Annotated in this window: 18 protein-coding genes; 5 read left to right on the top strand and 13 right to left on the bottom strand. The window is 37.9% G+C overall.

Annotated features, from left to right (window positions below; genetic code table 11):
• Positions 1–123 precede the first annotated feature (123 nt).
• Complete coding sequence (gene pheA, locus KO495_RS05250) at positions 124–1299, bottom strand: prephenate dehydratase (RefSeq protein ID WP_215979344.1); 1176 nt, start codon at positions 1297–1299, stop codon at positions 124–126.
• 491 nt (positions 1300–1790) lie between these two features.
• On the opposite strand from pheA, the gene KO495_RS05245 reads away from it, so the two are divergent.
• Positions 1791–3872, top strand: a complete 2082-nt coding sequence (locus KO495_RS05245) for an ATP-binding protein (RefSeq protein ID WP_215979343.1) — start codon at positions 1791–1793, stop codon at positions 3870–3872.
• A 3-nt stretch (positions 3873–3875) separates the two neighbouring features.
• On the opposite strand, the gene KO495_RS05240 is transcribed toward KO495_RS05245, so the two are convergent.
• From KO495_RS05240 to KO495_RS05210, 7 genes are all read right to left on the bottom strand, one after another.
• Positions 3876–4262 carry an MAPEG family protein gene (locus KO495_RS05240; RefSeq protein WP_215979342.1) on the bottom strand — a complete coding sequence of 129 codons (387 nt, stop codon included), beginning with the start codon at positions 4260–4262 and terminating at the stop codon, positions 3876–3878.
• 65 nt (positions 4263–4327) lie between these two features.
• A complete protein-coding gene (locus tag KO495_RS05235; protein ID WP_215979341.1) occupies positions 4328–6802 on the bottom strand; it encodes a penicillin acylase family protein in 2475 nt (824 codons plus the stop codon).
• Positions 6803–7086: 284 nt separating this feature from the next.
• Positions 7087–7545: a hypothetical protein gene (locus KO495_RS05230; protein ID WP_215979340.1), complete on the bottom strand. Its 459-nt coding sequence runs from the start codon at positions 7543–7545 to the stop codon at positions 7087–7089.
• A gap of 273 nt (positions 7546–7818) precedes the next feature.
• Positions 7819–9972, bottom strand: a complete 2154-nt coding sequence (locus tag KO495_RS05225) for a malate synthase G (protein WP_252738822.1) — start codon at positions 9970–9972, stop codon at positions 7819–7821.
• A gap of 554 nt (positions 9973–10526) precedes the next feature.
• Complete coding sequence (locus KO495_RS05220) at positions 10527–11237, bottom strand: LrgB family protein (protein WP_215979338.1); 711 nt, start codon at positions 11235–11237, stop codon at positions 10527–10529.
• Position 11238: 1 nt separating this feature from the next.
• The gene (locus KO495_RS05215) at positions 11239–11619 is read right to left on the bottom strand and encodes a CidA/LrgA family protein (protein ID WP_215979337.1); all 381 of its coding nucleotides are present in this window, start codon (positions 11617–11619) and stop codon (positions 11239–11241) included.
• 109 nt (positions 11620–11728) lie between these two features.
• Positions 11729–12676 (bottom strand): LysR family transcriptional regulator, encoded by a 948-nt coding sequence (locus tag KO495_RS05210; protein WP_215979336.1) that lies wholly within the window; start codon positions 12674–12676, stop codon positions 11729–11731.
• 438 nt (positions 12677–13114) lie between these two features.
• Between KO495_RS05210 and KO495_RS05205 the strand changes: the two genes are divergently transcribed.
• Positions 13115–14707 (top strand): isocitrate lyase, encoded by a 1593-nt coding sequence (locus tag KO495_RS05205; RefSeq protein ID WP_215979335.1) that lies wholly within the window; start codon positions 13115–13117, stop codon positions 14705–14707.
• A 229-nt stretch (positions 14708–14936) separates the two neighbouring features.
• A complete protein-coding gene (locus KO495_RS05200; RefSeq protein WP_215979334.1) occupies positions 14937–15245 on the top strand; it encodes a DUF1330 domain-containing protein in 309 nt (102 codons plus the stop codon).
• A gap of 272 nt (positions 15246–15517) precedes the next feature.
• Here KO495_RS05200 and KO495_RS05195 read toward each other — a convergent pair whose 3' ends face one another.
• From KO495_RS05195 to KO495_RS05180, 4 genes are all read right to left on the bottom strand, one after another.
• A complete protein-coding gene (locus KO495_RS05195) occupies positions 15518–16315 on the bottom strand; it encodes a DUF481 domain-containing protein (RefSeq protein ID WP_215979333.1) in 798 nt (265 codons plus the stop codon).
• Between the two features lie 211 nt (positions 16316–16526).
• A complete protein-coding gene (locus KO495_RS05190) occupies positions 16527–17603 on the bottom strand; it encodes an efflux RND transporter periplasmic adaptor subunit (RefSeq protein WP_215979332.1) in 1077 nt (358 codons plus the stop codon).
• Positions 17600–21094, bottom strand: a complete 3495-nt coding sequence (locus KO495_RS05185; RefSeq protein ID WP_252738821.1) for an efflux RND transporter permease subunit — start codon at positions 21092–21094, stop codon at positions 17600–17602. Before KO495_RS05185 ends, KO495_RS05190 begins: the two co-directional genes overlap by 4 nt.
• A gap of 87 nt (positions 21095–21181) precedes the next feature.
• Positions 21182–21484: a metalloregulator ArsR/SmtB family transcription factor gene (locus KO495_RS05180; RefSeq protein ID WP_215979330.1), complete on the bottom strand. Its 303-nt coding sequence runs from the start codon at positions 21482–21484 to the stop codon at positions 21182–21184.
• 383 nt (positions 21485–21867) lie between these two features.
• Between KO495_RS05180 and KO495_RS05175 the strand changes: the two genes are divergently transcribed.
• Positions 21868–22062, top strand: a complete 195-nt coding sequence (locus KO495_RS05175; RefSeq protein ID WP_215979380.1) for a DUF2892 domain-containing protein — start codon at positions 21868–21870, stop codon at positions 22060–22062.
• A 121-nt stretch (positions 22063–22183) separates the two neighbouring features.
• A complete protein-coding gene (locus KO495_RS05170; RefSeq protein ID WP_252738817.1) occupies positions 22184–22537 on the top strand; it encodes a rhodanese-like domain-containing protein in 354 nt (117 codons plus the stop codon).
• Between the two features lie 90 nt (positions 22538–22627).
• Here KO495_RS05170 and lysA read toward each other — a convergent pair whose 3' ends face one another.
• Complete coding sequence (gene lysA / locus KO495_RS05165) at positions 22628–23890, bottom strand: diaminopimelate decarboxylase (RefSeq protein WP_215979329.1); 1263 nt, start codon at positions 23888–23890, stop codon at positions 22628–22630.
• Positions 23891–23979 lie beyond the last annotated feature (89 nt).

Genomic DNA, 23979 nt, shown 5'->3' with positions numbered 1-23979 from the left:
GAATTGATGTAGCATGAAGTCCATAAAAAAACCGTACTCTTTCAAGTACGGTTTTTTTATTTTAAGTAACCTGAATTCAGGTTAAGTAACTAAAGCAAAAAATAAAGCAAAAAAATGAAGACGCTAGATCTCATCACTTGGCACATTGGTTGGGCTAATGTGCTCAATCGGGTAACAACCTAGCACTTTAATGAAGTTAGTGTGCTGAGTAATTGTGTTAATTGCTTCTTGTAAGGCAAAGCTCTTTAAATTAGCTTCTACATCAATGTAAAACATTTCTTCCCAAGGGCGACCTTGAATAGGACGAGACTCTAGTTTACACATATTAATGCCTTTTTCTTTTAACACTAATAAGCATTCAACCAATGCACCTGCTTTTTGTCCTGTCGCTAATATAAGCGCCGTTTTTGCAGGTATTTGTTCAGCAACTTCTACCGACTTACGTGCAACTAAAATAAAGCGAGAGTGATTTTCACGTTGATTAGCAATAGACTTCTCTAAAGCGTGTAATTGGTATAATTGCCCACCTTCTTCACTGCCAATAACCGCAATAGTTTCATCTTGTAATTCAGAAGCTTGCGCCATGGCATCAGCAGTACTGTCACAATACTCAATACGAATGTTTTTTTGCTTATCCAGAAAGTTACTACATTGTGCAAAAGGTTGACCATGCGCATAAATAGTACGGATTTTATCTAAACTGGTATTAACTGCCGTTAGTAAACAATGTTCAATTGGCTGAGTTATTTCACCTACTATAGATAAGTTAGTATGTTGTAGTAAGTCGTATACTTCATTGATGCTACCTGAGCTTGTATTTTCAATGGGTAGCATGCCGTAATCTACTTGACCTGATTCTACTTGTTGTAAAATATCCGCAAAATTTTGACAACCTGATTCAATAATTTTTTCAGCACGACGTGAGAAATAACGGTGACTAGCTAAGTAGCTATACGAGCCTTTATTCCCTAAAAAGGCAACACTAACCGTTGGTACTTGAATATTTGGATTCGCTAAGCTTTGTAAATATGCTTGTTGATTTAATACAGAGTCTTCAATAATAGTTTGAAACACACTGGTAACGTAATGGGCGTCTAAGCCTAAGGTTTTACCATGCTTAATTAAACGTACTAAAAGCTCTTGTTCACGCTGTTGATCACGTATTGGGCGTATTTGTTGTACTTTACTTTTAGCAACATTCAAGGTTAAGGCACGGCGCTTGGCAAAAAGCGTTAACAGCTCTTGATCTAACACGGTGATTTGTTGACGTATTTCGTTTAAGTCTAATATTTCGCTCACTTGCCTGCCTTTTATAAATGTAATGTCTGTAAGTGTGTTCTTATTATTTCGAGCACCTATTATTTCGAGCACTTACTCTAGCTATCTTAGCTAAATAGTGTCAACAATTTCCTTATACCTTTTTCTTAGGTGTTGTAGAAACTTTACGGTTGTTCTATTTATAAGTAAGGCGTAAAGAATAAGAATAGTGACGTTACAATAATATTACTTGGTAATAAAAGAGCAAAAATAGTAGTTAATGCATTAACTGATCGACAAGCTGTGTCATATTTTGTACTTGCTTTGTTTGTTGTATTTATGTGCAATAAAAGCAAATATTGGTATTTTTATTTTTCTATCTTTTTTGTGAATATATTCGCAAAGAGTAGCTTATTTTTAACTCTTAAGTAGGTTTGTTGACAATAAAGAGCAAAAATAATAGTTAACGTATTAACTGGTTGATAAGTATGTGTCATACTTTGTTTATTATATATATCGATTTAGTTGTATTTATGTACCAAAAAGCGTTGTTAGTACTTTTTATTTCTTTTGTTTCTTTTTTTTATATGTTCGCAAAGAGTAGTTTAGCTGAGCCTTTAAGTAGAACAGCACCATTAACTAAAAAAGAGTTTGAACAACTACAAAGCGATATTAGGCAGGCTTATGCTCGAGCACCGCATACTGCTTTAAAACAAGTTGAAGGTATTTTAGAAAAGGTGGCATTGGAGCCCAAACACTATATTGCCTTCTTAAACTATAAAGCTTGGTTTCAGCTCGACACTAACCAACTTTCAGAGGCTATGCGCACTTTAGTGCTTTATAAAAGCAAAGCTGATTCGCCAGAATTCCCAGGTTTGATGTATGGTTATTATAATATTTCCGGTGGTATTTATATTCAGTTAAATTTACATCAGCAGGCATTAGAGAGCCTTTTAGCGGCACTTGAGCAAGCTAAAATCCTTAATAAAAGTTTGATTAATCAAACCTTAAACAATATAGGTAATGTTTATTTAGCCTTAAATAGGTTAGATGAAGCTGAGAAAGTATTTACCGACTATAGTGAGTATGCTGTAAGTGTTAACCAACCGCTTAGTGAAGTTATTGCGAAAAGAAACTTAGCAGAAACGCTATTTTTAAAACATGAACACCAAAAGGCAGAACAATTATTAATTGAGCTAATAACTCTGCAAAAAGAACATAATTTTAATCGCTACTTAGCTAAGTCTTACTTACTATTAGGGCAAGTTAAACAAGTAAAAAAAGCCTATGCTCTTGCTATAAACTATTATGGTCAATCTCTTGAACTGTTGACGAAGTTAAATATCCCTGATGAGATCATTGAGGTATATTTTAATCTAGCAAAAAATTATGCAGATATGGGAGATGATGAACAAGCTCAGCTATATATCGATAAAGTAGCAGCTCAAATTAACAGTGATACTAACTTAGTTTTTGTTTCAGAATTTTATCAATTTAAATCGACTTATTTGGAAGCTAAAGGGCATTATAAAAAAGCGATTAATGCCTATAAAAAACATAATGACGCACAAGCGCAGCTTATTAAGCGACAAGGCGATGTTAATCTCGCCAAAGCAATTGCAGAAATTGACTTAAAAGTTAAAGAAGCTGAAATTGCCGTATTGACTCGTGAAGCTCAACTAAAAGAGGCGAAAGCCAAAGCCTTTCAAAATTTATCATTAGCTATTGCTACCTCTTTACTTGTCTTTTTGTTGGGCGGGTATTTTGCGATAGTTAGCATTCATAAAAAAAATAAGCGCTTAGCTGATGCGTTAAGCAAGTTAGAAAAAACACAAAAACACTTAATTGAGGCTGAAAAGGTCGCTTCATTAACGGTGCTTGTTTCAGGTATGGCGCACCAATTAAATACACCTATTGGCACTATAGTGACAGCCAACTCTATTTTAGAAGATAACTTACAGTCGGTTTCTCAACAATTTAGCGATAAAAAGCTTAGCGCTGCAAGTTTTAGCCAATTCATTGAAAGCTCACATAGTGCCAATCAATTAATCAGTAGTAATACTCAGCGACTTGATAAAATGGTTAATGAGTTTAAAGCGCTTAATGTTTCGATTGAAGCTGATAAACCTTTATCTGAATTATCTTTACAAACTTTTTTAACAGAGCGTATGACAATAGTGCAAGGTTACTTGGCTAAAAAAGTATCTTTTCAAATACAAGGTGATGAGGCAACTATAGTGACAGCTCCAACAATTCTTGGGGATGTTATAAAGACCTTGGTGATTAATGCTTATGAACATGGTTTTAAAGATGTTGAGCAAGCCGCTATTGCTATTGATATTAAAAGAGATTTAAATACGGTGACTATTGCTTTTCAAGATAACGGTAGTGGCATTGATAACGCTATTCTAAAAGATATTTTTGTGCCTTTTTACTCGACTAACATAGGTGGAAACCATTTAGGCTTAGGGCTTAATGTGGTTTTTAATGCTGTTAAATATAACTTGTTTGGGGATATTTTTGCTGAGCCATGTCAGCACGGAGCACGATTTATTATTACATTACCTATTGATGCATCGAGTGCTGCACAGCAGCACAGAGTTGAAACGATATAGCGTTTAGGGAATACATAAATAAACAATGGCAAAACTACAGCCTGTTGCTATTGCCCAAACAATTGAGCGTAATAGGCCAATATTAAGTAAATATAAAATATTATAAGCGATACGCGCAACCACATGAGTAATTGCTAGCGTGGTAATAGTATAGCCGGTATTAAATGTTGAAATTGCTAGCAGCACCGCAGGCGCAAAAATAATTAACGACTCAAAAGCATTTTGGTGCGCTGCTAAAGCTCGCGCACCAAAACCCGTTAGTTGGCTCTGCTGATCTCTTGGATGATTGTTGTTATAGCCACCAAGTTTGGCCATGGCATAGGCGACAGGTCCTTTGGCAATAAAAGGCAATAATAGTGCGATAAACAAGCAAGCAATTAATATAGTCATAGCTTTCCTTTTTTATTTGGTTACTCACCAAATGTTATCAGTTTAATTACGGTACGTTTTTTCTGCTAATAACTCAATAGTGTTAAAGTGTATTTTGTTTTGCCAGGTAGGAAACTTGACTCTAAGCCCTGTTCCCAGTCTTGATGGCCCATACCATAATAAGGGCTCCAAGGGTGTCCAGCTTGGCTGGTTGGCATATGGAAAATGCCTTGTTCTTCATGTCCAGGAGATACCACCATACGCTGTGATGCCCCAAAAGATTTGCCTTGTACTTTTGGCATATAACTGTCGCCAGATAAAGGTTTTTCGGGCATATCTAACCAGTAACCTAATACAGGTACGGCCTTACTTAATGGGTGCTGTATGTTAGTAGTATTTTGTTGCCCCCATGTGGCAGCAAGTAACGACTGTGTTGAACCATTTTCTAACTGGGTCATATCAGTAAAGGTTTGCTGTAATGCTTTAGTAAATAACGCTGACCAACTTTCTTCAGGAAGCATCAAAAAATTATCAGGCTTTTCGGTTATCAGTTGCCATAACGGTGTTTCTATTTGATGGCGAATAGTGTTGAAGCTATAACTTGGATCAATGGCAAGTAAACTATCGTTTAAACGTGAAAATACTCGATCTCGAATAGTTAGTCTAAAGTTACGTACTAAGCGATAAGCAACAGAGTCAGTATTTGCACTTAAGTTACTATCGCGAATTAATAGTGCTTTTATTTGAGCAAAGTCATTATGTTGTGTGAGTGCCTCATCGGTTAGCACTTTATCGAGTATAAACTGATGCCAGCGTTTTAAAAATAGTGCTCTGTCATCTAAAGCGATAGCGAGTAGCGCAGGTTCATCAAATGTGTTTAATGAAAATAAATTATCTTTAATTTGCTGAGCACGAGCACCTAATGCATAGCCGCCATTACCTATTTTTTGTAGATTTTCGCCACCAACCACACGTGAGTTCGCAGTCCATAAACGATTACTTTTTGGGTTTTTAATACGAGGGTAGTCGTTTGCTGTTAAGTAGCCCTGCCAGTGATTACTACTTTTTGACCATGAACTAGGCACTTCACCGGTGCTTTCTCCTCGTTTAGGAATGGGGCCCATAATAGTCCAGCCGATATTGCCTGAGCTATCGCCCACCATCATGTTCTGCGAAGGAATGCCAGAGCGAGCTGCTACATCAAAAGCTTGATCAATATTTTCACTTAGTTCTAATGTGGTAGCGTAAAAGTTAATGGCTTGTCTGTCATGAGCGACCCAACGATATGCCAGTAAGTTACCTTGATGATCTTTACCAATAACCGGCCCCCAAATAGTTTCTTTAATATTTATTTCTTGTGCGGGTTTACCCTTAATAGCAATCACTTGTTTATGGTAGGTAAAATCTTTATAGCCGTCGGGAGTGAGGTACTGTTTGCCATTTTTATTAGCTTGCAGGGTAATAACGTCATTAAAGTCGCCATAGCTGTTAGTAAATCCCCATGCAATATGGGTATTACTACCGATAACCATATTAGGGGTGCCTGGTAACGTTGCTCCAGTAATTTTTACTAACTGACCTAAATGTGAATACTCAAAAGCTGCGCGAAACCAAGTGTTCGGCACTCTAATACCTAAGTGCATATCATTGGCGATAATAGCGCTACCAGATTGGCTAATATCTCCTGAAACAGCCCAGTTATTAGAGCCTGGAAATTCATCATCTTGGTATTTATCATTATTGCTTGCTGCTAATAGTTTATTGCTAGTTTCGGAAAATGCTTCTAGTGAGTTAATAGAGTCAAGTAATGAGTTGTTAAAAAGATTATTTGCGGTAGCTGATGGCCAAGGCAGAGTTGGTAAAGGTGCTGGAGCATAGTTTGTGCCATCGATGGAAGCGTCCCACTGGCTACCCTTAGGGTTTAAAAAGTTATAGACTTGAGATGAAAGTACACTGTTAAGTAATCCTAACGTGCGTTCTCGTTTACCGTCTTGGGATTGTAAATCAAGGTACATACTAAAAATAGTTAATACCGAGTCTTCTTCGCTCCATTGCACAGGCGCCTGTTGTAATAATAAGTACTCAAAAGGGTCAGCACGTAGTGCTGATAAACCACGATTAACGCCACGAGTATAGCCCTTAAGTAATGCTAGCTGATCATCAGGAAGTTGGCTGACTATGGTGCGGGCGCGATCTCTAAAACGATGACGCCTGACAGATTTGTCATAGTTAAGCGCTATTTCACCAAATAAGCTGGCTAGCTCTCCTGCGGAGTTTCGTCGTAACAAATCCATTTGGAAAAAGCGCTCTTGCGCATGAATAAAACCAGTTGCTACGGCAATATCGACACGGTTTTTAGCTTTAATCGTAGGAATACCTTGCTTATCTCTTTCAACAGTAACAACGTCAGATAAACCAAAAACGGTACTTTTTCCTGTAAGTTGTGCTAAAGCACCATCAACTCGGCTATATAACCAAGTGCCTAATGTTGCTACGGCTAATGTTAAGATAAGCATTAGCGCTAAGGTTATTTTAGTTATTATTGTTGTGAATTTTTTCATTATTATTTGAGTAACTTGTCGTATATATGGTGATTAGATGTTTGCGGGTTACCGCTAAGCTTTATCTAAGGTACCGCTTAAGGTATAGAGTACCTGAAAATGAGGAGTTGAGTAAATTGATTCAGTAATTGAATTACCTAAATTACTTAAATGTTAACGATAGTGCGAAGGGCTGGGGAGGGGCATTAACGGCAAACCATTCATTGTTAATGATTAAACAGCATATTAGCTATTTATGATAACTAGGTAGAGTTTAGGTTGATTTTATTAAAATATTATATATGTTAGCAGCTTTTATCTTTGTTGTTTTTAGTGGTGCCAGCATTGTTATCTGTATTTTTATCACGTGAGAAAAAAGATAAAAACTGCTGTAACTTATCATTGAACATCATTGTTGTTTCAAAAAAGGTATTACGTTTTTTTTTGCTGTTAACCATTGAAAACTCATTACCTTCAATAATAGGTTGGCTATTTAATATTAGAGTTGCTGAAAGGCTATGTTTAAAACCAGAAGACAATGTGCTAAGTGCTAGTGTTGGACGGCTATCTCCTAAAGTATAACGATAAACCTTAAGGTGTAAGGTTGATCGTAAACCATTGTTAATCATGTTTTGATCAATCTCAGGTTTTTGTAGCTTTAGAGAGGGAGAGTGTAATACCGGTTGAGCAAGCGCAGGTAAAATAGTTACCGCTAATATCAGTGCGGCGATACAATTTATTAATAAAAGTTTACTGTATTTCATTGTTTGAATCCTTTAAAACAGAGGTCACGCTTATTACTGCAATTTAAAACCCGAATATTTTAAGCGATTACAAAAAAATTACAATTGTTACTATGTATTTTGACTATAGATATATTGTTACAAAAATACTATTGGATTGAGGTAGGTTGTCGATTAATTCAGTTCAGTAACTGGGCTATGCTTACACAAACAAAAAGTACAAACAAAAAAGTAGCCACTTACGAGGTTGGGAGTCGTAAATGGCTACTTTGCTTTTGTTGAAATACTTTACCGCTAAGCGCTTTTTTTAGCTAGCCTAAATTGGTGTAAAAGTGGCTCGGTATAACCATTAGGTTGTTGCACACCTTGAAATATTAAAGCCGATGCAGCTTGAAAGGCAATGTTATGTTCAAGGTTAATGCTCATGGCTTGATAGTTTTTATCATGCTGATTTTGTTGATCAACAACTTTTGCCATTTTTACTAAGCTAGCCTTTACCTGTGCTTTAGTACAAACCTTGTGTTGTAGCCAATTAGCAATATGTTGACTTGAAATACGTAAAGTTGCTCTATCTTCCATTAAACCAACGTTGTTAATATCTGGAACCTTTGAACAGCCAACCCCTTGATCTATCCAACGTACAACATAGCCTAAAATTCCTTGAATATTATTATCAAGTTCAGCGGTTATTTCTGCTTCACTCCAAGTTGGGTCACTTGCTAAAGGAATCGTTAAAATATCGTCTATATTGGCGCGCTGACGCAATTTCAGTTGCTCTTGCAAATCAAATACATTCACTTGATGATAATGTAAGGCATGTAAAGTGGCCGCTGTTGGTGATGGTACCCACGCGGTATTAGCTCCTGCGTTAACATGACCTATTTTAGTAGCAAGCATGTTGGCCATTTGCTCAGGAATAGGCCACATACCTTTACCTATTTGAGCCTTCTGACTAAAACCACACTGCAGGCCCACATCAACGTTATTGTCTTCATAAGCGCTGATCCATGGCGTATTTTTTATATCCGCCTTACGCGCCATTGGACCGGCCATCATCGAAGTATGTATTTCATCGCCTGTTCTATCTAAAAAGCCTGTATTGATAAATACCACACGCTCTTTAGCGGCAAAAATGCAGTTTTTTAAGTTAATACTGGTACGGCGCTCTTCATCCATTATGCCCATTTTTATCGTATTTTTAGGCAGATTTAAAATACCTTCAACTCGTGAGAATAATGTGTTGGCAAAGGCGACTTCATCAGGGCCGTGCATTTTAGGTTTTACAATGTAAATTGAAGCTTCTTGGCTATTGCGATATTTTCCGTTGCCTTGAATGTCATGTAATGCAATTAATGAAGTGATCATCGCGTCCATAATACCTTCGGGAACTTCATTACCGTTAGCGTCAATAATGGCATTATTTGTCATTAAATGGCCAACATTACGCACGAACATTAAACTGCGACCTTTTAAGGTTTTAGTGTTACCTGATAGTGTTTGATAGTGACGGTCGTCATTCATACAGCGGGTAAATTGTTGGCCATTTTTGTTCATATCACACGATAAAGTGCCATTCATTAACCCTAACCAGTTTCGATAAGCGATAACTTTATCTTCACCGTCAACCGCTGCAACGGAGTCTTCACAGTCCATAATGGTGGTCAGGGCTGACTCAAGGAGTACGTCACTTAAGCCAGAGGGATCTGTTTTACCAATAACACTGTCTCTATCAAACACTAGCTCTAAATGTAAACCGTTATGTTTAAAAGCAAGGCTACTGGGTTGATTAATACTGCCAGTAAAACCAATGAAAGCATCATTGTTAACTAAAGTGCTTTGTTTACCGTTAGGTAAACTAACAACCAGTTGTTGCTCATTTAAATGATAACCTAGTACTTCTTCGTGCTTACCTTGGTTTAACGGTAAAATGTGGTTAAGGTAAGCTTTGGCGTAATTGATAACTCGCTGACCACGAGTGGGGTTATAACTCGCTGTTTTTTTAGCGCCGTCATCTTCATTAATGGCATCGCTGCCATATAAAGCATCATACAAACTTCCCCAGCGAGCATTTACCGCATTTAAGGCAAAGCGGGCATTCATAATAGGTACCACCAGTTGCGGACCTGCTATGGTGGCTAGTTCACTATCAACATGATCGGTAGTAATCGAGAAATCTTTTAGGCTAGGTAATAAATAATTAATTTCTAACAGAAACTTTTTGTAATTTTCAAAGCTAAATTTTTCGGCAAAGTTATCTTGATGCCATTGATCTATTTTAGCTTGCAAAGCGTCACGCTTAGCTAGTAACTTGGCGTTTTCGCCGCTTAAGTCTTCAATAAGATATGCAAAACCTTGCCAAAAGTGGCTAGATGAAATACCTGTGCCAACTAAGGCTTCACTTTCAATAAACTCGAATAAACACTCACTAACCGTTAAGCCATTAACCATCACGGTATTATTTACTGCTGTGCTTTCTTTTAACTTTGTTGCTTGTGACATAAGCCCCTCGATATATTTATTGGCTGTGAATAACCATAATCAACACGCAATAATACGGGTATGAGAACGACTATTGAACCGTTAGGTATCGTTAATGGAAGTTTTTTGATTGTTACTATGAAAGCTTCCACTTAATGTTCTATATAAAACAATCCTAAGGAGGAAAGCGCGTTATGGCAATAGCACTAACAGACTGAAAAAAAATAAAACAACAACCTTATCGTTGAGTCAGTATGGTTTTTTTATATTAGTTATTGAAATAAAAGAATAAAAAATTAAAGGTGTCACTTTTTATTTCATGTGTTTATCAATATTTCACTTTATGATAACTACTATTCATAATGTGAATGCTAGTTTTGTTTTTATAGAAAACAGAAATATTAATCAAAGAGTAAAGAAGAAAGAGGTAGTTGAAGTAATCTTAAAAAGACAGGCTTAGTCAGAAGCTAGTCTATACGAGCGAATAAATAACAATAGCTATGCATGGAAGTATTAATAACTATTTAGCTGTAAAACTGCTGCATAAGAGGAATTAACCAAGGGCTGATTAACGCGGTTAACAAGGCTGAAAAAATTAGCGCGACCGAGCTGTAAGCTGCGTGCTCGGCGCTTATTTTAGCCAGTACTGCAGTACCAATAACATGGCTAGCGCTACCAATAGCTAAGCCTTGGGCTTTAACTGAGTTAACGCCAATAAAGTGTAACCAGCGAGGACCGAGTAAAGCGCCGCTAAAGCCGGCAATCATTATCGCAAAAGCGGTAATTGAACTATCACCAGCTTCTTGCTCGGTTAGGGCGATACCAATAGGGGTTGTCACCGACTTTAAGGAAAGTGCTACTGCAATTTCAGGGATAGCAATAAGCGCCATTGTTGCAACAAAGCTGATGATAATAACAATAACGATACCTAATGAAAGAATAGCGAGGATCTCCTTCCAGTGGTATTTGACGTTTCTTAACTGTAAGTATAACGGAAAGCCTAAAGCGACAATCGCGGGTTCAAGCATAAAGTTAAGTAACTGAGTTGCTTGCATGTATTGCTGATAATTTATATTCGCGGAGACTAAAATAGGTGCTAGTACAGTAATGGTTACTAGCATCGGGTTTAGTAAAATAGATTGCCACTTTTGCTGGGCATAAGTGGCTATTTGATAAATAATTAAACTGGCTAATGTGAGCACTATACTGGCGAGTAATTGTTCTTGAGACATCATGTTATTGATTACTTATTGTTGCACTAGTTGAGTTTTTTTCCACGAGAAAGCGTTCACTTAACCAGCCAATTAAGGTCAGAAGAATAAAAGTAGAAATAAATATAATACCAATTAACGCAACGCCATGCTGCTTTATTAAATCAAAATGATTAATAATACCAATACCAGCAGGAACAAAACACACGCCCATGTGCTTTACTAACCACAAGTTAACTTGGCTGACTTTATTGGCATCAAACCAATTTAATTGCAAAAAAACGCAGTAAAAAATCATGCCATACAAACTCGCTGGCAGACCTGATATTAAGGCGTGAGTGAGCTTACCTAACGCTAAACTAAAAGCAATCGCAAACAGGGTGTAACAAAAATTTTTAACCGTCATGTATTTTTCATAATAAATTGTAGTTTCACGGTAGGGCTATGTTCCATATAGATCCTTTGTCGAGGTCTTACTTCATTTTGAGCAATAGACGGTTATTATTTTACACTATTTAATGTAACTCTTGGCACTTTTTAGCGGCAGCTATGACTAATTGCCTAAACCAAACATGGCTTGCATCATGATGCAGTAAAGGGCTCCAGATCATTTTTAATTCAATATCAGGAATATCAAAAGGCGGCTTTACAATAATAAAGCTACTATCATTTTTGTGTAACATCGCCGCTTTTGTCGGCAATGTAGCAATTAAGTTATCTTCATAAGCCAACTGCATTGCAACATGGTAATTGCGGGTAAATACTTTAATGTCTCGCTTTTTACCTAAACGCGCTAGGGCCTCATCAACCCAGCCTAATTTTTGCACATCTTTTGGATCCATACCTACGCCAACACCAAAACCAGTTTTTGAAACCCAAACATGTTTAGCGCCTAGGTAAGTGTTTAAGTTAAATTTACTTACCACAGGGTTATCAGCACTGAGTAAGCAAGAAAAGGTGTCGCGCCAAATTGCTTTTTGATGAAATGATTGTGGTAATTCATCAAAGCGATTAATCGCCATATCAATTTTACCCGCCTCTACGTCATGAAAGGTAACATCACTGGGAGTCATGATATCTAAAGTAATATTAGGGGCGACTTGATTTAACTGTTTAAGTAATGGTGGTATTAAGGTTGAAGCCGCATAATCGCTCGCCATAATCCTAAAAACACGTTGGCTATTGTGCTCACTAAACTCTTCTTCACCTTGTAACGTTTCTTCAAGCTCTAATAATATTTTTCTAATATTTGGCGCTAGAGTACGTGCTCGTTCAGTTGGTACCATACCGTCTGAGGTTCTCACCAAGATAGGATCATTAAAGAGTGTTCTTAGTCTTTTTAAGCCATTACTCATCGCTGGCTGAGTAATATTTAATTGACTTGCTGCACGAGTTACATTTTTTTCGCGTAGCAAAACATCTAAATAAATGAGTAAATTCAGATCAATTTTAGAAATATTCATAAAATCTATGGCTCTCTTATTTTATATAATAAAAATAGATATAAGCTAAACAGCAATAGACTTCAATGCGCCATTAGTCGTAAACAACCGAAAATAAATCTAAATAACCCGAGTTCAGCACCTAAAAGCAGTCTATACCTGTTCTGTGTATTAATTAACATTAACTTCACCGTCAACATTATCTTGAGTTTACTGCGGATAAGATTTTTTATCTATTCATAATGTGAATGATGGTAATAGTTATTATATATTTTATAAATGTTGGTGTATTGGTTTATTGTTTTTGTTGTCAGGTGTGAAAGCTTACATTTTACTATTCAGTTTTGGCGGGGTTATCACCTCGATAATATATCAAACGGAACGCGTAAAATCATGGCTCGAGTGCCCAAATTACACAACATTATAAAGAAGAATACCTAACCACCTTTGGAGAGCGTTATGTCTAATTATCAAAGTGCAATTGAAGCAGTACAAGCAATTAAAGAACAAGCAGGTAACTCATGGGGTGCTATCAACCCTGAGTCAGTAGCGCGTATGCGTGCTCAAAACCATTTTAAAAATGGTTTAGCAATTGCGCAATACACTGCGGATATTATGCGTGCCGATATGGATAATTATGATCGAGACAGTTCTCAATACACGCAATCTTTGGGTTGTTGGCATGGTTTTATTGGTCAGCAAAAAATGATTTCGATTAAAAAACACTTTAATAATACCGATCGCCGTTATTTATACCTTTCAGGTTGGATGGTTGCTGCACTGCGTAGTGAATTTGGTCCATTACCTGATCAATCAATGCATGAAAAAACCTCAGTGGCTAGCTTAATTGGTGAGCTTTATACTTTTTTACGTCAAGCTGATGCCCGTGAATTAGGTGGTTTATTTCGTGAGTTGGATAATGCAAAAGCGGCAGGAAACACCGCAGAGGTAGCAGCTGTTCAAGATAAAATTGATAATCATGTAACTCATGTAGTACCAATTATTGCTGATATTGATGCAGGTTTTGGTAATGCGGAGGCCACCTATTTAATGGCCAAGCAAATGATTGAAGCAGGTGCTTGTTGTATTCAAATTGAAAACCAAGTGTCAGATGAAAAACAGTGTGGCCACCAAGATGGCAAAGTGACCGTACCTCATGAAGACTTTTTAGCAAAAATTAATGCGGTGCGTTATGCGTTTCTTGAGTTAGGTATTGATAACGGCATTATTGTTGCGCGTACCGATTCATTAGGCGCTGGCTTAACTAAACAAATAGCGGTAACCAAAACTCCTGGTGATTTAGGCGACCAATATAATGCTTTCTTAGATTGCGATGAAATATCACCTGAAGAGCTAGGTAATGGTGATGTGGTTATTAAACAAAATGGCAAATTAATGCGCCCGAAGCGTTTAGCCAGTAATTTATTCCAATTTAAACAAGGTACTGGTGAAGCGCGTTGTGTACTTGACTGTATTACCTCACTACAAAATGGTGCGGATTTAATTTGGATTGAAACGGAAAAACCGCATATTGGTCAAATCGGCGCAATGGTTAATGCCATTCGTGAAGTAGTACCGAATGCTAAGTTAGTTTACAACAATTCACCATCATTCAACTGGACCTTAAACTTCCGTCAACAAGCTTATGATGCCATGGTAGAAGCGGGTCAAGACGTATCAAACTATGTTCGAGACGACTTAATGAATGTTGATTATGATACTACTGAGCTTGCGGTACTGGCTGATGAGCGTATTCGTACATTCCAAGCTGATGCGGCTAAAGAAGCGGGTATTTTCCATCATTTAATTACACTGCCAACGTACCATACCGCGGCATTATCTACTGATAATTTAGCGAAGGAATACTTCGGTGAACAAGGCATGTTAGGTTATGTTAAAAATGTACAGCGCCAAGAAATTCGCCAAGGTATTGCCTGTGTTAAACACCAGAATATGTCTGGCTCAGACATTGGTGATGATCATAAAGAATACTTCTCGGGTGATGCAGCGCTAAAAGCATCAGGCAAAGATAATACCATGAACCAATTCTAACCTTGCTTTAGCAAGTTAATTATTGGGATTTATTTACTGAAAGGCATTTACTAGAGATTATTAAATACATTTTTGGTGAAGTAGCAGCGATTACAGTTTTCTGTAATCGCTTTTTTATGCATCAAATAGTCATAAGAATAATAAGGGAAAGGTAAGAGGATGCTTACTTAATAAACCTAAAGAATGTAACATTCACCATGATATTTTAACTGCATTAAAGGGAGTATGTATGGCATTTGAACGTATAATGGGACTTGAAGTTATTGATGATAAGGAATATCAATATTACCGAGAAGCGATGGAACCACTGCTTAAAAGGTTTGGAGGGGCATTTGGTTATGACTTTAAAGTAGCTGAAGTGTTACGTACTAAAACGGTCGATAATATTAATCGCGTATTTACTATTATTTTTCCATCTGAGCAAGTCATGACAGATTTTTTCGCTAACCCTGAATACTTAGTAATAAAGCAGAAGCACTTTCATTCAAGTGTAAAAAGCACCACCACTATTGCTTTACATGAAACACATGATGAGTAAGAGATACTTAAAAGTGTTACTAAAATAACGCTGTTATCAGGTTAGGTAGCGTTTTTTGTACTATAAGCTAATCGAGTAAGAGAATGCCTATTGAAATTGCCAGGACTAATAACCTACTTTCTAAAAGCTTATAAATATGGCTTTATTGAAAATAAAAATACTGGTCCGAAACATTTAACCAGTGAAGAAAAAGGAGCATAAATGCTCCTTTTTCTTATATACAACATCTAGTTATAGTGTTGTATAGCTTGTATTGCCTGCTTTAGTTTATATTAGAAACTATAAACTAAAGTTACAGATGTTTCTGTGTTTGTATTTTCATATTCAGCGTCTACTTCAGTGTCGTAATCAACACGTAAAGCAAATTTAAACTGTAATGAGTCCATTAACTTTGCAGTTAATGATGTTTCAGATTTGTAAATACTGTTTTTGTCAGACTCAAATGCTTGTTTAGCCACAAGGTACTGTTTAAATTCAACAAATTCGTTAAGTTGATTTGTGTAAAGTGCTTGAGCTTGAATAATTGCATTGGTATCACTTGTTTCTGCAACATACGCAGGAGTACCACTTGCACCTTTTGAGCGGTGAACGTCGTGTGTTACACCAGGGCCGATATCAGCAAAAAATGAACTGGTTTCTGTTTTGTACCATTTGCGACCCCAACCAACAGACAATGAACTTTGACTGACAAAACCACTAAACTTGTCTTGTTGGTAAGCAAGGCTACCGTAAAGGTAGTTTTTACCGTCTTGCTCTAGTGAGTAGTTAGTTTGTGCGGTTAAATCCCACTTATTATCTGTACTAACAAATTCTTTTTCGCCATCGTCATTTTCTTCTTCAAGCTTTTTAGCGATAGCGTTAATGGCGAATACGTTTAACCATTGGTCTTGTTCGTGTTTAAGGTTAAAGCCAGCTTTAAGATCGCCGCTTTTAGTGTTACCAGATTTGAATAAAAAGCCTAATTCAGCAGACATAGTTAAAGCTGGTTTTTCTGGGGCTTCTTCAGCCATAGCAAACTGTGTGCTTAATGGTAAAAGGCACAGTGCCGCTAATGTTAATTTAGTGTTCATGATCATCCTTAAATAGGCTAGAAAATGTGTAGGGTGTAATTTTGGGGGGATCCTAACAAATTTTCATCAAAAGATTAATGTAATTTTAAAAAAGATAACCAATAGTATTTATTTTTATCAATGCTATCGAATACGCCTAAGGCATAGTAGCAGCTATAACATTATAGAAATAAACAGGTTAGCAATTAAGTTAACCTGAACTCGGGTTAACTTATGTAGCAGGAACCACAATAACTTCGCCTTCGCTTAAACCTGATATTATCGATACTCGCTTATTATTCACTTCCCCAATACGTACAAAACGGCGTTGTGGTTGGTTATCAATGACTACCCGAACAAAACTTAATTGACCGACATGATGAACGGCATTTTGTGGGATTAAATTTTTAGTGACACGACCTGCGGGTATTAATAGCTTCGCATACATTCCTGGTAGCATTGTATCTTGATATGGAAGGCTAACTTTAATTAAAAAAGTTCTAGAGCCGGTATTTGCTGCAGGCACAATTTCTTCAATTTGACCGGTTAAGGTTTTATCAACGACAGGTAATATAACCTTAATAGATTGACCAACAATAAGCTTAACCGCTAATTGTTCACGTACCTGTGCTTCGACTCTTAATGATAATGGGTTGTATAATGAGAGCAACTTGTTACCTGGTTGTGCGGTGTTTCCTGGCTCTGCAAAGCGATCAACCACCTTACCATTGATAGGTGATCGCAATGTGGTATAGCTTAGAGTTGTTTTTGCTTGCTGTAAGTTTTGTTGTGCTGCGGTTAATTGAGCAATGCTACTTTGGTAATCCGCTTTGCTCTTATCTAGTTCAAAGGTTGAAATCATCTCTTTAGTAAAAAGCTCTTTGGCGCGTTGAAAGTTTTGCTTAATTTCAGTATTTCGCGCTTTTGTGGCATTAACTTGTTCTTGAGCTTCAATAACTTGCGATGCCAAGTCATTGCTCTCTAAAGTAATGAGTACATCGCCTTGTTTTATTGTGTCGCCTGAGCGTACATGAATTTCATCAATGCGTGCTAACAAGCGTGAAGAAATAATAGTCGCTTGCTTTGCGGTAATGCTCGCTGGTACCGCTTCAAAAGTATCGACTGAAGATGACTTTACTGGCATTGTTTTTATAACTACCGTTGGGTTAATAGGCATAACTTCGGGTGCTATTTTGTGATTAAAAGCACCAGCGAGCCATGCAACGGTTAAGGCTAATAGCGCAATAGCTAAAATGGGCAGTAGCCATTGTTTAAAGTGTTTTTGAGTAGCTTTTGATTTTGTATTCATGATGGCACCTTAACCTGTTTTGCTGCTGTGCTATTTGATGTAGAGTTAATAGGGGTTGAATTAGCTTTATTTTTTTTATTGTTTGGTTCAAAAACTAAAGAATAAGCAATTGGCACAACAAGTAATGTAAATACAGTAGATGAAATAATGCCAAAAATAATAGCAATGGCTAAACCACTAAAAACAGGGTCTAAGGTTATGACTAAATTACCAAGTAGTGTGGTGCCTGCGGTTAACAAAACTGGGCGCATACGAACAGCACCAGCTTGTATAAGAGACTCTTTAATCGTTGCCCCAGCTTGTTGAGCTTGGCTAATAAATTCAATTAAAATTAACGAGTTTCTTACTACGATACCTGCCAAGGCAATCATGCCTATCATGGCAGTAGCAGTAAAAAGTACTGGCTCAGGTGCACCAGCAATGGTGCGCTCTCCAAACTGATTAAGCAGGAAGAAACCCGGCATAATACCAATGACGGTTAACGGGATCGCCGACATAATAATACCGGATAAAGCGGCGGAGCCGGTTTGAACTCTCAATACCACGTAAATGGCGAGCAAAGCAAAAACAAAAGCAAGCCCCATATCTCTAAATACTTTGATAGTAATACGCCATTCACCTTCACCGCTCCACACCAATGAAATATTTTCTGGCAAGCTCCATAAGTCACCGCCGCCATTATTTAAAAAGCTTCGGTTTTGCCATGAGCTTTGTTCGTTATCATTGGTATGGATCACTTGTTCGTTATAGCTAGCTGAACTCGTTCTTTCACTAACTAAGTTAGAGGCTAAGTCCGCATGTGAGTCTGCAGATAAATCAGCAGAAACGTCAGCAATCACTTCCCCAGGTGTTCTTCCTGAGATATCAGCGGTTACGTAAACAACTGGTTTAAGGTCTTTATGAAAAATAGGCTTGTCACTATAGCGCTCAACAAATTCTCCTAGCTCACCCAAGGCAACAAATGAACGAGGAGCTATTTCAATTCCTTGTGGGGTGTTTTCTTGCACTATACCTGCTTGTCCTTTAATGGATAGGCGGTTTAAGTCGGCTAAGGTTTCGCGTTCACCTAATGCTAATCGAACCTTAATAGCAAGCGGGGAGGCCTCGTTATCAATATGCATAAAGCCAGCAACTTGCCCTTGATTAGCAACATCGAGTACTTGATTAATATTATCGGTTGATACGCCTGAAAGCGCTGCTTTGGTTTTGTCAGTGATAAAGCGCAATTGTGGTTGTTCGTCGCCAACCGTTGAGTCAACCTCAACGACAAAAGGCTCACGCTTTAAGCGTTGCTCAACTAAAGTCGCAGCATTTTGTAGTTCATGATATTGAGTTAAGTCATCACCATAAAGCTCAGCCACTAAGGTACTCATTACCGGCGGCCCTGGCGGTACTTCAACGACTTTAATTACCGCGTTATGTTCAAGTTTCAGCGCATCAGCTAGCGGTGCCAAATGCTCTCGTAGTCTAAGTACTATGGCATGAGATTGGTGCTCGCGTTTTTCTTTATCCACTAAAATAATACGTAAATCGGCTAAGTAAGGGGCATGGCGCTGATAATATTGGCGTACCATGCCGTTAAAATCGATAGGTGAGGGCAAGCCAATATAGCTTGCTATAGCGGTCACTTCAGGCAACTGTTGAACTTTAGCGCTGACGAGCTTTGCCATGGCGGCTGTTTGTTCTAACGAAGCGCTTTCGGGCATATCTATCATAATTTGCACTTCGTTTTTATTATCAAAAGGCAGTAACTTTAGCGGTACCCAGCGCATTACAGGTAACATGGCGGTGATTAAAAAAATTACTAATACGGCGACTAAGGTTAACTTTCCTTTGCGTGGGCTGTCTAATAATGGTGTGAGTATTTTTCGATACAACTGATGAAGCTTCGGCTCAGCAACGGCTTGATTAAGTGGCTGATTATCGTGTTGATCATCTTGCGGATTGTTTTTCTGGGTTTTGCTAGGTGTCGCTTTTATAAATTTACTGGCTAACCAAGGGGTGACTAAAAAAGCAACGAGTGTAGAGCTAATAACACTTAGCGGAACATTAAAAGCCATTGGTGCCATGTAAGGCCCCATCATGCCGGTAATAAAAGCTAGCGGTAAAAAGGCGAGTACTATGGTCAGTGTTGACATTAGTAGCGGTACACGAATCTCACTAATAGCGCCAACAATTTTATCTTGTACGCTACCCGTATTTTTCTTTAAGTAACGCTCAATATTATCAACACCAGTAATGGGGTCATCAACGAGTAAACCGAGTGATAAAATCAGTGCGAATAGGGTTACACGGTTTATGGTGTAGCCAAATAGTAAGTCGAGCGACAAGGTAATACCATAGCAAATAGGCACAGCTAAACCGACGACTAAGGCGGATCGCCAGCCTAAGAAAATACCGATAAAAATAATCACGGTAAATACTGCAAACGCTAAACTTGTGGTTAAGTTATTTACTTTTTCATTGGCTGTTTGTCCGTAATCTCTAAGAACTTCTACTTTGACATGCTCAGGAAAGAAGCTTTGTTGCATTAAGGCAACTTTGTTGTGCACAGCATTAGCCACTGTTACAGCATTACTGCCGCGCTGTTTGGCAACACTAATAGTAACCATAGGTAAATTATCGTTAGCAACTTGCCCATTGTTATTATTTACAGAGTGTTTAGGTGTAAGGTCTAACCAAGAATAGGTAGTTTGTTCTGCAGGTCCATCAATAATAGTGGCAATGTCTTTTAGTAAAATAACACTACCGTCGATTACGCTGACAGGCATTTGTTTTAATTGCTCAATATCTCGAAACACATCACCGCTTTGTAGTTCGATTGATTGCCGCTTTAAAACAATATTACCGTGTGATGCTAAGGTGTTCGAAGCTTTAATCGCACTAAAAATATCAGTGATAGCTACTTGTCTTGCGCTCATTTGTTCAGGAAGTAAATTGATTTGAATTTCGCGTTCACGACCACCAATAATTTTCACTTCACTGGTATTGTCGATTGCTTGTAATGAGGTTGATACCTCTTGTGCTAATCGCTTTAAACCAAAGTCATCAATGAGTTTTTCGTTAGTACTGTAAAGACCTAGCATGACAATAGGAACGTTATCAACTTCTACAGGGCTAACGCGCCAATCAGCGACAATGCTAGGAATTAAGTGAGTATTGGAATGGAGCTTATTGTAAGTGTTTAATAAAGCCTGCTCTCGATTTTCACCAACATGAAAGCGTAAGGTTACCCAAGATTGACCAGTATGGCTAACAGAGTATACATGCTCAACCCCAATAACTTGCGAAAGTAACTTTTCAAGTGGTGTTGTCACTAATCGCTCGACTTGATTAGCACTAATATTAGGGGCGTTGACTATGATATCAATCATAGGGACAACAATTTGCGGCTCTTCTTCACGGGGCGTTAAATTAAGTGCTAACAAGCCGGAAATCATAGAAAGTATGATTATAAATAACGGTACTTTGCTCATGAGTACGCGGTGCATTATGGTCGAGGTAACACTCGACGTGAATTTTTTGTTTTCCATAGGTTTCACTAAAGCCTTGTTAAATGAGGTAAAGCATAATTAACGTTAAGCACTGCAAAATTCAGCGTGTAATACCGCTAATAGTTTTTCAATTTTAGGGTTAGCTAGTCGGTAGTAAATGGTTTGTGATTCGCGTCTGGTAGTGACAATATTTGCTGATCGTAATTTTGCTAAATGTTGAGATAAGGCTGATTGTGATAAATCTACCTGTTGATTTAATTCACCTACAGTTAACTCTTGGTTGCTCAAAGTACACACTATCATCAGGCGGTAGTGGTTGGAGAGTTGCTTTAATATAGCGGCAACTTCTTGAGCGTTGGCGGCTAATTTGTCAGCTTGAATATTCATAACTTATATCTCTTGCGCTAAAGGAAAATACTTCTTTGATTTATCAGGTTAATGCAAAGGGTCATGTTTTTTTCGCACACTTACGGGTGAAAAAGATGTACTCAAGCGATCAGCTGCTTCTAACCTAACCAGATTTAAATTTAGTTTATAGTTGTTTTCTAAATTAGTAAAGTCTAATATATGTTATATTAGTTTTAGCTAATGTAATGTTATTTGAGGTCTTTGAGGTCTTTGAGGTCTTTAAAGTAAATAGCATTCGTTAATAAACCCAATTTACTGTGTCTAGCGACTAGGTAATAAAAGACAAGGGTGTCGCCGTATTAATATTTCCCTGAGACATTAGGGGTAAGCAATCACTCGTAAAGAGACTGAGGAGAGTTATGATGACAATTGATGAAGCACTGCGATTAATCGCCGGTACTATGATTTTAATTTCACTATATTTAGCAGTAACACTGTCATTAAACTGGCTGTGGTTTACTGGTTTTATTGCGCTAAACCTTATTCAATCAGCGTTTACGCAGTGGTGCCCAATGATAACCTTGTTGAAAAAATTTGGTTTGAAGCAAAATCATTAAACCGTTAAACCAGGTAAAATAAACCAGTAAAATAAGCTAGGTAAGATAAAATGGTGAGTTGTGAGAAAGTAACTCCCATAAAACGAACACTTTTTTTAAATAATATCAATCATAAGGAACTATGATGTTAACGACCATTCCTGAACTAGTTGCACAGATAAAACAATCAATTAATTTTACCAGCGCCAGCGATGCTCGCAAAGTTATAGACCAAGGAGACGCGGTCTTGATTGATGTTAGAGAGCCTGATGAGTTTGCACAGCGTAGTGCAGCAGGCGCCATTAATATCCCGCGCGGTTTAATTGAAATGAAAATGTTGCAATTATACCCTGACGCACAGCAGGCTATTTTTGTGCATTGCGCTACCGGTGCTAGAGCGTGTTTTGCTACCGAGCAATTACAGCGTTTAGGGTATAGCAATGTGGTGGCGATTACTTGTCCACTTGATGGCGTATGTGACGCCTGCCAGCCCTAAGCCTTAGCTTGAATAGCATAAAGTAAAAAGGCTAAACCGTATTACGTGGTTTAGCCTTTTTCAATGTGCTATTAATTCAATCAGCAGAGTTTACAGCCACTGTGGAATAGTATCAGCGTTAATAACGTCATCGTAGTTTGGTCTAGCTCTAACCACACTATATTGCTCACCTTTTACCATGACTTCTGGTGCTAACATACGGGTATTGTAGGTAGACGACATTACAGAGCCATAGGCACCAGCACTCATAATGGCGACTAAATCCCCCGCCTTTGATTGATGAATTTGACGAGATTTCGCAAAAGTGTCACCGGTTTCACAAACAGGACCGACAATATCGTAAGTATTTAGTGATTTATCTTTTTGTGACACTGCGACAATGCCGTGATATGCGTCATACATGCTCGGTCTTATCAAGTCATTCATGCCGGCATCAAGTATTAAAAACTCACGCTCTTCACCTTGTTTAACAAACACTACACTCGACACTAACACACCAGCATTACCTAATAATGAACGGCCCGGTTCAATAATTATTTTACAACCTAAGTGGTTTAATTGTGCTTTAACTATATTGGCATAATCTTGCTTACTCGGTAGTACTTCGTCTTGATAAGTGATCCCTAAACCACCACCGACATCAATTACGCTAATGTCATGGCCATCTGCTCTAAGGTCTGTCACTAATGTTGCAATGCGTTGATAGGCTTCTTCAAACGGGGCTAGGTTGGTAAGTTGTGAGCCAATATGAACGTCAACCCCTTGCACTTTTATACCAGGTAACTCTGCGGCGCGGTTGTAGGCTATACGCGCTTTAGAAATAGGGACGCCAAATTTATTCTCGGCTTTACCTGTTGATATTTTTGCATGGGTTTGTGCGCACACGTCAGGATTAATACGAAAAGCAACCGCAGCGGTAATGTTTAATGCAGTAGCCACCTCACTAATTAACTCAAGTTCAGGCTCAGACTCAACGTTGAATTGCAAAATACCTTGGCGTAAAGCGTAGTGTATTTCTTCTGCGGTTTTCGCAACACCAGAATAAACAATTTTATTAGCAGGAATACCGGCGGCTATTGCGCGGCGTATTTCACCCATTGACACCACATCAGCACCAGAGCCCATTTTAGCTAAGGTTGCTAATACGGCTTGGTTACTGTTCGCTTTTACAGCGTAGCAAATTAATGCATCTTGCTCACTAAACGCTTGTTGATAATTAGTGTAATTTGTTTCTATTGCTGTTTGTGAATAACAGTAAAATGGCGTAGCAACTTGTGCTGCTATATCAGCAATACTAACATTTTCAACAAACATCTCATGATTCACATGAGGAAAACTAAGTTGGGCTGTCATGTTTTTTTTCAATTATGAGGAGGAATTAATACATTCTATCGTAAAGTGTTATTGAATAAAAATGAACATTTTCATCTGTTTTATACGAA

It is taken from the genome of Colwellia sp. D2M02 (assembly GCF_018860755.1).
GTDB lineage: Bacteria > Pseudomonadota > Gammaproteobacteria > Enterobacterales > Alteromonadaceae > Colwellia > Colwellia asteriadis.
The sequence above is the reverse complement of the archived record's forward strand: the minus strand, read 5'-3'. Positions and strand labels throughout refer to the sequence as shown.